Raw genomic sequence first — 12,749 nt, 5'->3', positions numbered from 1 at the left:
CTCTACGGAAGAGGCCACTGTGAGGGCGATGCCGGAGGGACGATTCAGCGTCCTACGTCGGCGAGTTTCGCCCGCAGCTGGAGCACCGATTTGGTGTGGATCTGGCTGACCCTGCTCTCGGTGACGCCGAGCACCTGGCCGATCTCGGCGAGCGTGAGGCCCTCGTAGTAATAGAGCGTGACCACGGTCTTCTCCCGCTCCGGGAGGGTGTTGATCGCTCGGGCGAGCAGCCGGCGCAGCTCCCGGTCCTCGGCCACCTCGACCGGGTTGTCCGCGGCGGTGTCCTCGAGGGTGTCCATGAGGCTGAGTCGGTCACCGCCCTCGCCGCCGACATGCAGCAGCTCCTCCAGGGCGACCACATTGGCGAGCGACAACTGGCTGAAGACACCGTGCAGTTCCTCGATGCTGATGTCCATCTCGGCCGCCACCTCGGCCTCCGAGGGGGTGCGGCGCAGCTGGGCCTCCAGCGTGGCGTACGCCCGCTCCACGGCCCGGGCCTTCTGACGGACCGACCGCGGGATCCAGTCCAGTGCCCGCAACTCGTCGATCATCGCGCCGCGGATCCGGGTGATCGCGTAGGTCTCGAACTTGATGGCGCGCTCGGGGTCGAACTTCTCGATGGCGTCGATGAGCCCGAAGACCCCGGACGAGACAAAGTCCGCCTGCTCGACATTGGAGGGCAGCCCGACACTGACCCGGCCGGCCACATATTTCACCAGCGGTGAGTAGTGCAGGATCAGCTGCTCCCGCAGCCGGCCGTCGCCCGTGGTCTTGTACGACCGCCACAGCTCGTCGAGCGATGAGGGCGCGGCAGGGCGCACCGCGCCGCGAGCCGCGGGCGGCGCCGCGCTGTCAGACCCGGAGATGTGCTGGGGCATTCGTCGCCTTGAGCCGTTCTGCCATGACATGGGTGAGGACGTACGCTTCCGCCGGAAACCTTGTGAGCGTAGCGTGACTACGGCGTCGCGGTATGCGAAGGGCTTCGGCTCGGCGGTGTGCGGATACGGTCATCGCCTCAACCCTTTCACCCGATTGCCCCGATTCGGGGGATCGCCTCGCCGTGCGCCGTCACCCGGGCTCACGGGACGGACCAACTCCCATCGATCGCCATGACGTTCGACAAAGCCCAGGGCGAGCAGTTCATGGAGCCGGCCCAGGGCCTCGTCGCAGCCGGTCCCGGATTCCCGGGCCACCTCCCGCAGGTCGTTGCCGCCTCGTGCCGACAACGCTTCGAGCACCCGTGCCGTCACGGGATCGAGCAGGTCCCGCTCGACCAGCGGGCCCCGCCGCTCCGGGGCGAGGTCTCCGATGCCGCCGATGAGCTCGGCCACTTCGGCGGCGTCGGTGACCAGGACGGCCTCACCGCGCAGCAGTTCATGCACCCCGACGGACAGCCCGCTGGTCACCGGCCCCGGCACCCCCATGGTGGACCGCCCGAGCTGTTGTGCCCGGCGCGCGGTGACCAGCGATCCGCTGCGGAACTGGGCCTCGACCACGACCGTGCCCCGGGTGAGCGCGGCGATGACCCGGTTGCGGAGCACGAATCTGGGGCGCGTCGGATGCGCTCCGGGCGGCAACTCGGCCAGCACCAGGCCCTGTTCCGCGATGCGCTCGATCAACTCGGCATGCCCGCGCGGATAGGGGACGTCCACACCGGAGGCGAGCACCGCGATGGTGGCCCCGCCCGCGGCGAGCGCCCCTCGGTGAGCCGCGCCGTCCACACCGTGGGCCGCACCGGAGACGACCACCCAGCCCCGCTCGGCCAGCCCGGCGCCGAGCGTCGCCGCGACATGCGCGCCGTAGTCGCTGCAGGCCCGCGCACCCACCACGGCGACCGAGCGCAGCGCCCACATCCGCAAGCCGGCCGGGCCGCGCACCCATAACCCGACCGGGCGAGCGTCCCCGAGATCGTCCAGCTGACCGGGCCAGTCCAGATCCCCGGGGCAGATGAACCGCCCTCCGCACCGGGCGATCAGCGCGAGGTCGGCGACCGGGTCCAGCCCGGCAGCCCGCAGGGCGCATCCGGCCAGCCGGTCCCCGGTCGCCCCGGGTGGGGGCTTGCCCTTCCCGGTGAGCGCCCGACACAGCGCCACCGGCCCCATGCGACGCAGCCAGCGCCCCACCGCCTGATCCCCGGGCTCCACGAGCCGGGTGAGCGCCGCCCGCGCGAGCCGCTCCTCATCCGGGACACCCCACCGCTCGGGGAGCCCCTGCTCCTCGCCCAGGACGCCGTGCCCCGCGTCCAGGACGCCCTGTCCCTCGCCCGGGGCACCGTGCCCCTCACCCCGGACGCCGTGCCCCTCGCCCAGGGCTCCGTGCTCCTTGTGCGGGCCGCTATGGCCCTCATCCAGGGCTCTGTGCCCCTCCTTCGGGACGCCCTGTCCCTGCCAGGGCTCCGAGAACAGGGCGGGAACGGCGGCGCCGCGGCCGCCTGCCGAAGGCGCGGACATCAGCGCTCCCCCGCCGCGACCGGCACCCCGCGGCTGATCCCGGTGCGCAGCTGCAGCGCCTGGGCGATGTCCGGCGCCTCGGGCCGGTCGTGCCCGGCCAGGTCGGCGACGGTCCAGGCGACCCGCAGCACCCGGTCCAGCCCTCGGGCGGTGAGCAGCCCGCGCTCCATATCGCGCTCGGCCTCGCGCAGCGCACCGGAGAAGGGCTGCCAGCGGGTGCGCAGCTCATGGCCCGGCACCTCGCTGTTCAGCCGCCAGGGGGTGTCCTGGAGGCGGGCGGAGGCCCGCTCCCGGGCCTCCCGGACCCGGGCCGCGACGGACGCGCTGTTCTCCGCCCCGAGACGCGCCCCGGTGAGCTCGGCCCGGCTCACCGCCTCGACATGGACGCGCAGGTCCACCCGGTCCAGCAGCGGCCCCGACAGCCGTGCCTGATAGCGGCGGACCGTGGTGGGCGTGCACTCGCAGACGTCGCCCACCAGTCCGTAGCGCCCACAGGGGCAGGGATTGGCCGCCAGCATCAGCAGGAAGCGCGCCGGCATCCGCATCATCCCGGCGGACCGGGCCACCACGACATGCCCCGACTCCAGGGGCTGCCGCAGGGCGTCCAGCGCCTTCCCGCTGAATTCGGGAGCCTCGTCCAGGAAGAGCACTCCGCGGTGGGCGAGCGAGACCGCGCCGGGTCTGGGCAGGCCGTTGCCCCCGCCGACGAGCGCGGCCATGGTCGCCGAGTGATGCGGGGCGCAGTACGGCGGGCTCTTTACCAGCGGCTGACCCGGCGGGAGGACCCCGGCGACCGAATGGACCGCGGTGACCTCCAGGGCCTCCTGCTGGGTGAGCGGCGGCAGCAGCCCCGGCAGCCGCTCGGCCAGCATGGTCTTCCCGGCGCCCGGAGGCCCGCTGAGGAAGAGGTGATGCCCGCCCGCGGCCGCGACCTCCAGGGCGGTGCGCGCGGCCCGCTGCCCGGCGACCTCGGCCATATCGGGCAACCCAGCCCCGCTTCCGGGCACGGCGGCGACACCGGTGCCCATACCGGCGCCGGGCACGGTGAGCCCCGCCAGCATCGGATCGGGGCGGCCCAGCTCCTGGGTCTCCTCCTCCTCGGGCACCGGCTCGTCCGTCAGCACCGCGATCAGCTGGCGCAGGCTCCGCACGCCCAGCACCGAGACGCCCGGCACCAGGGCCGCCTCCCCCGCCGTCTGCTCGGGGACCACGACCTGGCGGTATCCCGCCTCGGAGGCGGCGAGCACGGCGGGCAGCACCCCGCGGACGGGCCGGACCCGGCCGTCCAGGCCCAGCTCTCCGATCATCATCAGATCAGCGATCTCACGCGGGTCCACGCGCTCGGCAGCGCCGAGCACCGCACAGGCCACGGCCAGGTCGAAGCCGCTGCCGCCCTTGGGGACGGATGCCGGGCTGAGCCCGACCGTGAGCTTTCTCTGCGGCCATTCGCCGCCGGAATTGACGACGGCCGCGCGGACCCGGTCCCGGCTCTCCACCAGGCTCTTGTCGGGCAGCCCGACGAGGGTGAAGGCGGCCACCCCCGGCTCCAGATCGGCCTGGACCTCGACCACGACGCCCTCGACCCCGACCAGCGCCACCGAGCAGGTGCGGGCGAACCCCATCAGGCCACCCCTCGCACATGCTCGACCACGGGCGCGCCCCGGCGGGGCAGCACCACCGCCACCACGTCGATCCGCACGCCGCCCGGCGGCGGGCCGCCGTGCCGCTCCAGCCAGCACTCCGCCAGCCGCCGCAGCCGCTCGGTCTTGTCCGGTCGGACGGCCGCCATCGGATGCTCGTAGCCACCCTCGCGGCGCGTCTTGACCTCGCACACCACCAGCGCACCGGCGTCGAGCGCGACGATGTCGATCTCGCCGTCCCGGCACCGCCAATTGCGCTCCAGGACGGTCATCCCGGCTTCCGCCAGCCTGCGGACCGCCACATCCTCGCCGTAGCGGCCCAGCGCTCCTCGGGCGTTCATTCGGCACCACCTCCGGCACCGACTGTGAGGCCCCCGCGCCCCCCTCAGGGATCTTGGAGAATTCCTGTGGACGACCGCCCGGCTGTGGACAACTCAGCCACTCGGAAGGTCGAGGTCGCTCTTGTTCAGCTCCTCGATATTCACGTCCTTGAACGTGAGAACCCGTACCTGCTTCACGAAACGGGCCGGGCGGTACATGTCCCAGACCCAGGCGTCGGCCATCGACACCTCGAAAAAGACCTCACCCTGAACCGAGTGCACCTGCATCTCGTAGTCGTTGGTGAGATAGAAGCGGCGTTCGGTCTCGATCACATATTTGAACAGACCGACGACATCGCGGTACTCCCGGTAGAGCTTCAGCTCCATCTCGGTCTCGTACTTCTCGAGGTCCTCGGCGCTCATGGCATGTTCCCCTTCAGCCGTGCGTCCCCCCATTGTGCGTCAGACGCGCTCAGTCTCCAGGATCACCGGTGCACCCGGGGGTCCCTCGACGAGCAGCGTACGCAACAGCTCCGGCAGCCGCGTCGGGTACACCGGCTCGGTGGCCGTGGCCAGCTCATCCGCCGTCCACCACCGCAGCCCGGCCACGCTGCGCCGCTCCAGCTCCGTCAGCCCGCTGCCGGCCCGTGCCGTGGTCTGTCGGGTACGACACAGGTAGTACCACTCGTCCTGGTCCCAGCGCCGCCCGGCGAACGGGAAGGAGCAGATCCGCCGCCACAGCAGCGGCCCGAGCCGCACATCGGTGATCCCGGTCTCCTCCGCGAGCTCCCTGAGCGCCGCCTGCTCGCGGCTCTCCTCGCCCTCCAGGCCGCCTCCCGGGGTGAACCACCACGTCGACGAGGGATCGTCCGGCTCGAAGCCGTGCAGCAGCAGGATGCGGTCCTGTGGATCCAGCAGCACCACCCGTGCGACCTTCCGCAGCCGCCGCTCGTCCGTGCCGGTCGGCCCGGCTTCGCCGGCCTCCTCAGCCACGCGCGGCCACCTTTCCCTTCGCCGCCTGGTCCCGCCGTGCGCCGCCGCCCGCCCTGCGCCGGACGAGGGGCCCGTAGGCCGCGCCCACCAGGATCAGCACGGCGCCGGTGACGATCGAGATCAGGATCGGCCCCAGCGGCCCCGGCTGCGAGATCCCGCCCGGCAGCGCCTTGAAGGCATCGGGTCGCCCCACGGTGCCCCAGGACCCCAGCGGCCAGGCGGTGGCATCCACCCGGGCGTCCACGGCGCCCCGCTCCACGGCGCCGCCCGCCTCGTCGGTGAGATGCACCCGGGAGTCGAGGGAGTCGCTGCGATGGTCGCCCATCAGGAACAGCCGGTTCTTGGGCACGGTGGTGGCGAAGACCGTCGAGGACGCCTGCTCCTCGGAGCGCAGATACGGTTCCTCGAAGACCTTGCCGTTGACCCGCAGCCGGCCCTGCTTGTCACAGCACTCGATCCGGTCGCCGCCGACCCCGATGACCCGCTTCACCATGGGCAGGTCGCCCCACACCTGGTCGCGGAAGACCACCACGTCGCCGCGGCGCACCTCGCCGCCGTCGACCCGCTGCGCCAGCACCCGGGCACCCTTGGCGATCGTCGGCGCCATGGAGTCGGTCGGGACGGTGTAGGGCTTGTAGAGCACCGCGCCCCAGACGAAACCTCCGAGGAACAGCACACACCCGAGGGCCACCGCCACCCCGGACAGCACGCTGCCCGGCGTACGCCGCGGTGTGCCGCCCCCGACCCCTTGGGCTCCGCTCATTCCAGTGCTCCCGCCGTACGCAACAGACGTAGAAGATCAGGTTCCGTGTGCCCTGGGGCACACGGGACCGCACCTTACCCGGCGGTACGAGCCCCGTCAGCAGTCGGCGGTCAGCCGGTCCGGCCGGGCCTCGGCCTCGGCCCGGACCTTGGCGATCAGCCTGCGGCGGCGCCACAGCACGATCGGCACCGCACCCGCGAGCCCCACGGCCGAGGGGGCCATCGCGGCGGCCGCGCCCAGACCCGGCTGGTCGAAGGTGCCCGGCACCGACAGGGTGGACCAGCGGTCGATCGGCCAGGCGACGACGAACGCGCGCCCGACGACATCGTCCACCGAGACCGTGCCGTTGTTCAGGTTCTGGTGGTAGCGGGAGTCCAGCGAGTCCTGGCGGTGGTCGCCCATCACCCAGATCCGGCCCTCGGGCACCTTGATCGGGCCGAACGGCTTCTCGTCACAGGGGGTGTTCCCGGGGAAGATGTACGGCTCGTCCAGCGGCTTGCCGTTGACCACGACCTTGCCGCCGCGCTTGCAGGAGACGGTGTCCCCGCCGACCGCGATGACCCGCTTGATCAGGTCCTTCTCCTCCGCCGACGGCATCAGCCCGATAAAGCTGAGCGCCTTCTGGATGCCCTCGGCGACCGGGCCGGAGTCACTCGTCTGGGTCTCGCCGAGCCAGCCGCCCGGGTCATGGAAGACGACCACCTCGCCGCGCTGCGGCTCGGAGCCGAACCACGGGGTGAGCTTGTCCACCAGCACCCGGTCGCCCCGCTGCAAGGTGTTCTGCATGGAGTCGGACGGAATGGAGAACGCCTGCACCAGGAAGGTCTTGATCAGCAGCGCCAGAGCCAGCGCGATGATGACCAGGATCGGCAGCTCCTTCCAGAAGGAGCGCGCCTTCTTCGGCTTCCCGAGCTTCCCGGGCCCGCCGGGCATCCCGGGGCCCGGCTTCGCCGACGCCCCGTCCTCGGGCCCGGACGGGTCAGTGGCGCCGGGTCCGTCCGGGGGGCCGGAGGGTTCCCCCCCGCCATCGGCTCCGTGCGGGTCCGACGCCCTGGGGCGGGCAGCCGTCTTGTCCGTGGGTGCACCGGCTTCGGGCGCCTCGTCCGTCCCGTCCGTGGGGTGCTCTCCCGTCGCCCCGGGCTGCCTCTCGGGCTCTTCGTGACCGGATCGTGCGCCGACCGCCAAATCCCCCACATCCACTCCTCACGCCTGACTGCCGCCTGCCCCACGAACGGCGCAGGATCACCACTCCCATAACGAGCGGGAGTTCCGCAGGGGTCGGGAGCTGGACCATTCCTTGCTGATCCATGGGGGACAGCCTATGCGCCGCGCCCTCGGCCTGTGTCGCCCCACTCGGCGCGTCCTTGACGGAAGCGTAGGTGTCCGGCTCCTCGAGCCGCCGCATATGCCCGAACGGCCAGGCGATCACCACGGCGCGGCCGACCACCATGTTGTCCGGGACCGTGCCCTGATAAGGCTCGTCGAGATGGACGCGGGAGTCGGCCGAATTGGACCGGTGATCCCCCATGACGAACATCCGCCCCTGAGGGACGGTCACCTTGAACTGCCGCTGCGACGGCGGGTTCCCGGGGTGCAGATACGGCTCGTTCAGCGGGGTCCCGTTGACGGTGACCTTACCGTTCGTATCGCAGCACGCCACGGTGTCGCCGCCCACCGCGACCACTCGCTTGATCAGGTCCTGCTCGTCGCTGGACGGCAGCAGGCCGATGAAGGTCAGGAACTCCTTGCCCTGCTTGATGACCGGCGGGTCGTCCTTGGGGGGCTTGCGCTCGTCATCCAGCCAGCCCCCGGGGTCCTTGAACACCACCACATCGCCGCGCTCCGGCTTCGAGCCGAACCACGGGGTGAACTTGTCCACCAGCACCCGGTCGCCGATCCGGATGGTCTGCTCCATCGAACCGGACGGAATGACGAACGCCTGCACCAGGAAGGTCTTCAGGACGAGCGCGATCACCAGCGCCACGCCCACCAGGATCGGTATCTCCTTGACGGCCGAACGGCGCCGCCTGCGCTTGATACGGCGCTGGATCCTGCGCCGCTCCGCGCGCCCGCCGACCCGGCGCTCGCCCGGCGCACGGGTGGCGTCCACACCGGCGGGCGGATCCACCGTCCGGCGCGCCTTGGCCCGAGGCCGCCCGCGGCTACCCATGGGCACCACCGGGGGCGTCGGAGGATATGGCGCCGGGCGCCGCGGGCACGCCCTCGAAGGCGTCCGTACGGGGGACACCGGACCAGCGGCCGAACGGCCAGCCGATCCATGCGGCGCGGCCGATCACCTTGTCGACGGGGACCGTGCCCCCGCCCGGTGCGCCCAGGTAGTCGCGTGAGTCCCGGGAGGCGCCGCGGTGGTCGCCCATCACCCACAGCCGCCCCTCGGGCACGACGATGTCGAAGGGCACCCGCGAGGGGCTGTCCCCGGGGTGCAGATAGCGCTCGTCCACCGGCCGGCCGTTCACCTCGATCCTCCCCCGCTTGTCGCAGCAGGTGACCCGGTCACCACCGATGCCCACCACGCGCTTCACGTAGTCGGACTCGGCCGGTTCGGCCAGCCCGACCGCCGCGGCAGCCTTGCGCAGCAGACCGGTCACCGGGTTTCCGGACGGCCCCTCCTCGCCGAAGGAACCGGCTCCGTCGAACACGACAACGTCGCCGCGGCGCGGATCGTCCCCGAAACGGTAGGCGAGCTTGTTCACCAGCACCCGGTCCCCGGGACGAAGGGTGTTCTCCATCGAACCGCTGGGGATCAGGAACGGCTGCAGTACCAAGCCGCTCACCAGCAGCACGAGCGCGGCGCAAGCGGCCGCGAGCAGCGCTCCGCGCCGCCATCGCCCGCCGCCGGCCAGCCATTGCGGCAGCCGCCCGGCGGACGAGGGCTCCCCGGCCCGCGCCGGAGCACGCGAAGAGCGCGACCGCCCCTCGTGCTCCTTCTCGGAGCCCCGGGAGCGGTCGCGCTCCGCGAGCTGTCCTTCGGTGTCCATCGGGCCAGAGCCTATCCGGCCCGGCCGGATGATCCGGCGGTAGCTCAGTAGTCGCGCAAAATCGCCGCGATCAGTTGTCGCGCTTCTCCTTGATCTTGGCGGCCTTGCCGCGGAGGTCGCGCAGGTAGTACAGCTTCGCCCGGCGCACATCACCGCGGGTGACGACCTCGATCTTCTCGACGATCGGGGTGTGCACCGGGAAGGTGCGCTCCACGCCGACGCTGAAGCTCACCTTGCGGACGGTGAAGGTCTCGCGGACACCGGAGCCCTGGCGGCGGATGACGACGCCCTTGAACTGCTGGACACGGGAGCGGTTGCCCTCGATGACGCGGACGTGGACGTTGACCGTGTCGCCGGGGCGGAAGGTCGGGATGTCGCTGCGCAGCGACGCGGAGTCGACGGTGTCGAGCAGGTGAGACATGATCGTCTGCTTTCCTCGCTGATGCCACAGGTCATCAGCGGCATATCGGATGATGATTCGGAGTGCCGCCCTCATCGGGTGGGCGTCGGTCCCCCTGTGGCAGGGGCGCACACCCGGACGTACGGCAGCGGCCTATTCTTCCACGGCCCGGTCCGGCCGCCCAAATCGGGCCCCACCGGTCCCGGGCAGCTCCTCCCAGCCCAGCTCGGCCAGGAGCGCGCGGTCGTGCTTGTCGAGCGTCGAGGGGTCGCAGCGCTCGATCAGATCGGGGCGGTTCTCGCTGGTGCGGCGGAACGCCTCGTCGCGGCGCCAGCGGCCGACCCTGCCGTGGTGGCCGCTGATCAGCACCTCCGGGATGGAGCGGCCGCGCCACTCGGGGGGCTTGGTGTAGACGGGCCCCTCCAGGAGATCGGCCATCGCGCCGGGGGCGAAGGAGTCGTCGCGATGCGACTCGGCGTTGCCCAGCACACCCGGCAGCAGCCGGGCCACCGCCTCGGTGATCACCAGCACCGCGGCCTCGCCGCCGGCCAGCACATAATCGCCGATCGAGACCTCGTGCACCTCGAGCCGCTCGCCGTACTCCTCGATCACCCGACGGTCGATGCCCTCGTAGCGGGCGGGCGTGAAGACCAGCCAGGGGCGCTCGGCGAGCTCGACGGCCAGGGCCTGGGTGAACGGACGGCCGCTCGGGGTCGGCACGATCAGCGTGGGCTTGACCAGCCCCTCCGCCTCGCCCGACGCCATGATCGAGTCAAGCGCCTCGCCCCAGGGCTCGGGCTTCATGACCATGCCGGGGCCGCCGCCGTACGGGGTGTCGTCGACCGTGTTGTGCCGGTCGTGCGTGAAGCCGCGCAGATCGTGGACCCGCACATCGAGTTGGCCGCGGGCGCGTGCCTTGCCGACCAGCGAGACGTTCAGCGGCTCCAGGTACTCGGGGAAGATCGTGACGACGTCGAGCCTCATGACGGATCGTCCTCACGCCCGCCCGCGCTGTCGTCCTTACGGCCGCCGTCGGTCTCGTCCTTCTCACGGCCGCTCGCGGCCTCGTCCTTACGGCTGCCCGCGATCTCCGCCTCGGCCTCGTCGAGCAGGCCCGGCGGCGGGTCGATCACGGCGCGCTGCTCCTCCAGATCGATCTCCGGCACGAACTCGGAGACGAACGGGATCATCACCTCGCCCCCGTCGGGGCGCTTCACGATCAGCAGGTCCTGGTACGGCAGATGGGAGATCTCGGAGACCCTCCCGACCTCGGTGCCGTCCACGGTGACCACGTCGATGTCGATCAGCTGGTGGTCGTAGAACTCCTCGGGGTCCTCGGGGAGTTCCTCGGGGTCGACCTCCGCGATCAGCAGGGTGTTGCGCAGCGCCTCCGCGGCGCTGCGGTCGCGTACGCCCTCGAAGCGCAGCAGCAGCCGGCCGCTGTGCACCCGGCCGGACTCGATGGTCAGCGGCCCGGCCGAGGCGGGCTCGGTGGTCAGCACGGCACCCGGGCCGAGCCGCAGCTCCGGCTCGTCCGTCCGCACCTCGACGGTGACCTCGCCCTTGATGCCATGGGCACGGCCGATCCGCGCGACAACCAACTGCACGATGCGATGTCCCTTCACACACACGGGCCGGGGACGGCCCAAAGCCCTCCCCGGCCCGTGCCGGTGCTCTTCTTGATCGCCTCAGCGGACCTGATCGACGTCGACGAGGTCGACGCGGATCCCGCGGCCGCCGATGGCGCCCACAACGGTGCGCAGGGCGCGTGCGGTGCGGCCGTTGCGGCCGATCACCTTGCCGAGGTCATCGGGGTGCACCCGGACCTCCAGCACACGCCCACGCCGCAGGGTGCGCGAGGCCACCTGCACGTCGTCGGGGTTGTCGACGATGCCCTTCACCAGGTGCTCGAGGGCCTCCTCGAGCATCCTCAGGCCTCAGTCGACGCGGTGGACTCAGCGGACTCAGCCGCCTCGTCCGACTTCTTCTCGGCCTTCTTCGCCTTCTGGGTGATCGCCTCACCCTTCGGCTCGTCACCGGCGTCCTTGGCGGCCGCCTCGAACAGGGCGCGCTTGTCGGCCTTCGGCTCGGCGACCTTCATCGGAGCCGGGGCGGGCAGACCCTTGAACTGCTGCCAGTCGCCGGTGACCTTCAGGATGGCCAGCACGGGCTCGGTCGGCTGCGCGCCGACCTTCAGCCAGTGCTGCACACGCTCCGAGTCGACCTCGATGCGCGACGGGTTCTGCACCGGGTGGTACAGGCCGATCTCCTCGATCGCCCGGCCGTCACGGCGGGTGCGGGAGTCGGCGACGACGATGCGGTAGTGAGGCGAACGGATCTTGCCCAGACGCTTCAGCTTGATCTTGACTGCCACGGAAGTGGTGTCTCCTGGTCTTGACGTGGTTGAGCACTGCGACGTGCCGCGTGGGGTTGCGGTACCCGAGTGCCCGATGGACGCGTCAGCCGGAGGAGAGAGGGGTCCTGGTCGGCTGTCGAGTACAGCAGACCATTCTGCCACACCGGGACAGGTCAGCCGACCGCGGCCACCGCCTCCGGAATACGGAAGGGCTTACCGCATCCACCGCACATGATCGGTGCCTGGGCCAGCACCGACGGGACGACCCGGACATTGCGCCCGCAGTCGCACACCGCCTTGACCCGGACGCCGCCACCGGACGAGCCGTGTCGCGCGGCGGGCCCGCGGAAGGTGCGGGAGGTCTCGGCGGTGGTCGCCACGGTGTGTGCCTTCAGCGCGCGCTGGAGACGGTCGATCGTGGTCCGGTACCGCTTTCTCGCCTCGGGGCTGAGGGTGACCAGCGAGAAGCCGCTACTGGGATGCGGCTCCTCCGGGTGGTCGAGCCCCAGCTCCTCGGCGATCGCCAGGAACCGGCGGTTGTGGTAGCGGCCGGCGCGTGAGGTGTCACGGACACCGCGGGCGGCGGCGATCCCATGGACTGCCTCATGCAGCAGCCGTTCGAAGGAGAGCTCGGCGCCACATGCGGACGACGACTCTCCGATCAGCGATTCGGGCGCGGCGAGATCCGGCAGCTCGGAGTGGTGCCGTTGAATATCGGCCCACGCCTGCGCCAGCTCTGCGGCGAGAACAGGTGGTGTCGTGCTCACGTCGTGCTAACGAGCAGGACCGGTCCGGTGTTCCGATTCCGGGGCATCCCAAATAATTTGC

At 71.4% G+C, this 12,749-nt stretch carries 16 protein-coding genes; all 16 read right to left on the bottom strand.

The features are described from left to right. Positions 1-44 precede the first annotated feature (44 nt). The 16 genes from whiG to BLV72_RS24955 all read right to left on the bottom strand — a co-directional run bounded on the left by whiG (position 45) and on the right by BLV72_RS24955 (position 12,688). A complete protein-coding gene (gene whiG / locus BLV72_RS25030) occupies positions 45-878 on the bottom strand; it encodes an RNA polymerase sigma factor WhiG (RefSeq protein ID WP_014055202.1) in 834 nt (277 codons plus the stop codon). A 129-nt stretch (positions 879-1,007) separates the two neighbouring features. Then, positions 1,008-2,450, bottom strand: a complete 1,443-nt coding sequence (dprA, locus tag BLV72_RS25025; RefSeq protein WP_093464975.1) for a DNA-processing protein DprA — start codon at positions 2,448-2,450, stop codon at positions 1,008-1,010. Continuing rightward, the gene (locus tag BLV72_RS25020; RefSeq protein ID WP_093464974.1) at positions 2,450-4,072 is read right to left on the bottom strand and encodes a YifB family Mg chelatase-like AAA ATPase; all 1,623 of its coding nucleotides are present in this window, start codon (positions 4,070-4,072) and stop codon (positions 2,450-2,452) included. The genes dprA and BLV72_RS25020 overlap by 1 nt, the downstream gene beginning before the upstream one ends. Next, positions 4,072-4,431 carry a YraN family protein gene (locus BLV72_RS25015; protein WP_086710348.1) on the bottom strand — a complete coding sequence of 120 codons (360 nt, stop codon included), beginning with the start codon at positions 4,429-4,431 and terminating at the stop codon, positions 4,072-4,074. The genes BLV72_RS25020 and BLV72_RS25015 overlap by 1 nt, the downstream gene beginning before the upstream one ends. Positions 4,432-4,524: 93 nt before the next feature. Then, positions 4,525-4,833 carry a DUF2469 domain-containing protein gene (locus tag BLV72_RS25010; protein ID WP_004944840.1) on the bottom strand — a complete coding sequence of 103 codons (309 nt, stop codon included), beginning with the start codon at positions 4,831-4,833 and terminating at the stop codon, positions 4,525-4,527. Between the two features lie 39 nt (positions 4,834-4,872). Beyond that, on the bottom strand, positions 4,873-5,403 hold the full coding sequence (locus BLV72_RS25005; RefSeq protein WP_093464972.1) for an NUDIX hydrolase: 531 nt from the start codon (positions 5,401-5,403) through the stop codon (positions 4,873-4,875). Then, positions 5,396-6,166: a signal peptidase I gene (lepB, locus tag BLV72_RS25000; RefSeq protein WP_093464971.1), complete on the bottom strand. Its 771-nt coding sequence runs from the start codon at positions 6,164-6,166 to the stop codon at positions 5,396-5,398. The genes BLV72_RS25005 and lepB (BLV72_RS25000) overlap by 8 nt, the downstream gene beginning before the upstream one ends. Positions 6,167-6,262: 96 nt before the next feature. Further along, positions 6,263-7,099, bottom strand: coding sequence for a signal peptidase I (lepB, locus tag BLV72_RS24995; protein ID WP_093464969.1), 837 nt, complete (start codon positions 7,097-7,099; stop codon positions 6,263-6,265). A gap of 46 nt (positions 7,100-7,145) precedes the next feature. Beyond that, on the bottom strand, positions 7,146-8,336 hold the full coding sequence (lepB, locus tag BLV72_RS24990) for a signal peptidase I (RefSeq protein ID WP_167746400.1): 1,191 nt from the start codon (positions 8,334-8,336) through the stop codon (positions 7,146-7,148). After that, entirely contained in the window at positions 8,329-9,165 is an 837-nt protein-coding gene (gene lepB / locus BLV72_RS24985; protein WP_093464967.1) for a signal peptidase I, read from the bottom strand. The genes lepB (BLV72_RS24990) and lepB (BLV72_RS24985) overlap by 8 nt, the downstream gene beginning before the upstream one ends. 70 nt (positions 9,166-9,235) lie before the next feature. Then, on the bottom strand, positions 9,236-9,586 hold the full coding sequence (gene rplS / locus BLV72_RS24980) for a 50S ribosomal protein L19 (protein ID WP_014055193.1): 351 nt from the start codon (positions 9,584-9,586) through the stop codon (positions 9,236-9,238). A gap of 132 nt (positions 9,587-9,718) precedes the next feature. Beyond that, positions 9,719-10,549, bottom strand: coding sequence for a tRNA (guanosine(37)-N1)-methyltransferase TrmD (trmD, locus tag BLV72_RS24975; protein WP_093464966.1), 831 nt, complete (start codon positions 10,547-10,549; stop codon positions 9,719-9,721). Then, a complete protein-coding gene (rimM, locus tag BLV72_RS24970) occupies positions 10,546-11,172 on the bottom strand; it encodes a ribosome maturation factor RimM (protein ID WP_093470527.1) in 627 nt (208 codons plus the stop codon). The genes trmD and rimM overlap by 4 nt, the downstream gene beginning before the upstream one ends. Positions 11,173-11,253: 81 nt before the next feature. Continuing rightward, positions 11,254-11,493 carry an RNA-binding protein gene (locus BLV72_RS24965; RefSeq protein ID WP_003980229.1) on the bottom strand — a complete coding sequence of 80 codons (240 nt, stop codon included), beginning with the start codon at positions 11,491-11,493 and terminating at the stop codon, positions 11,254-11,256. Between the two features lie 2 nt (positions 11,494-11,495). Next, positions 11,496-11,939 carry a 30S ribosomal protein S16 gene (gene rpsP, locus BLV72_RS24960; RefSeq protein WP_093464964.1) on the bottom strand — a complete coding sequence of 148 codons (444 nt, stop codon included), beginning with the start codon at positions 11,937-11,939 and terminating at the stop codon, positions 11,496-11,498. Positions 11,940-12,094: 155 nt separating this feature from the next. Then, positions 12,095-12,688 carry a hypothetical protein gene (locus BLV72_RS24955; RefSeq protein WP_014055189.1) on the bottom strand — a complete coding sequence of 198 codons (594 nt, stop codon included), beginning with the start codon at positions 12,686-12,688 and terminating at the stop codon, positions 12,095-12,097. Positions 12,689-12,749 lie beyond the last annotated feature (61 nt).

This window comes from Streptomyces melanosporofaciens (assembly GCF_900105695.1).
In the GTDB taxonomy this organism is placed as follows: Bacteria; Actinomycetota; Actinomycetes; order Streptomycetales; family Streptomycetaceae; genus Streptomyces; species Streptomyces antimycoticus.
The sequence above is the reverse complement of the archived record's forward strand: the minus strand, read 5'-3'. Positions and strand labels throughout refer to the sequence as shown.

Bases quoted from the DNA above. Each gene is read 5' to 3' on its own strand.
- whiG (WP_014055202.1), bottom strand. From the start codon at position 878: ATGCCCCAGCACATCTCCGGGTCTGACAGCGCGGCGCCGCCCGCGGCT.
- dprA (WP_093464975.1), bottom strand. From the start codon at position 2,450: ATGTCCGCGCCTTCGGCAGGCGGCCGCGGCGCCGCCGTTCCCGCCCTG.
- BLV72_RS25020 (WP_093464974.1), bottom strand. From the start codon at position 4,072: ATGGGGTTCGCCCGCACCTGCTCGGTGGCGCTGGTCGGGGTCGAGGGC.
- BLV72_RS25015 (WP_086710348.1), bottom strand. From the start codon at position 4,431: ATGAACGCCCGAGGAGCGCTGGGCCGCTACGGCGAGGATGTGGCGGTC.
- BLV72_RS25010 (WP_004944840.1), bottom strand. From the start codon at position 4,833: ATGAGCGCCGAGGACCTCGAGAAGTACGAGACCGAGATGGAGCTGAAG.
- lepB (WP_093464971.1), bottom strand. From the start codon at position 6,166: ATGAGCGGAGCCCAAGGGGTCGGGGGCGGCACACCGCGGCGTACGCCG.
- lepB (WP_093464969.1), bottom strand. From the start codon at position 7,099: ATGCCCGGCGGGCCCGGGAAGCTCGGGAAGCCGAAGAAGGCGCGCTCC.
- lepB (WP_167746400.1), bottom strand. From the start codon at position 8,336: ATGGGTAGCCGCGGGCGGCCTCGGGCCAAGGCGCGCCGGACGGTGGAT.
- lepB (WP_093464967.1), bottom strand. From the start codon at position 9,165: ATGGACACCGAAGGACAGCTCGCGGAGCGCGACCGCTCCCGGGGCTCC.
- rplS (WP_014055193.1), bottom strand. From the start codon at position 9,586: ATGTCTCACCTGCTCGACACCGTCGACTCCGCGTCGCTGCGCAGCGAC.
- trmD (WP_093464966.1), bottom strand. From the start codon at position 10,549: ATGAGGCTCGACGTCGTCACGATCTTCCCCGAGTACCTGGAGCCGCTG.
- BLV72_RS24965 (WP_003980229.1), bottom strand. From the start codon at position 11,493: ATGCTCGAGGAGGCCCTCGAGCACCTGGTGAAGGGCATCGTCGACAAC.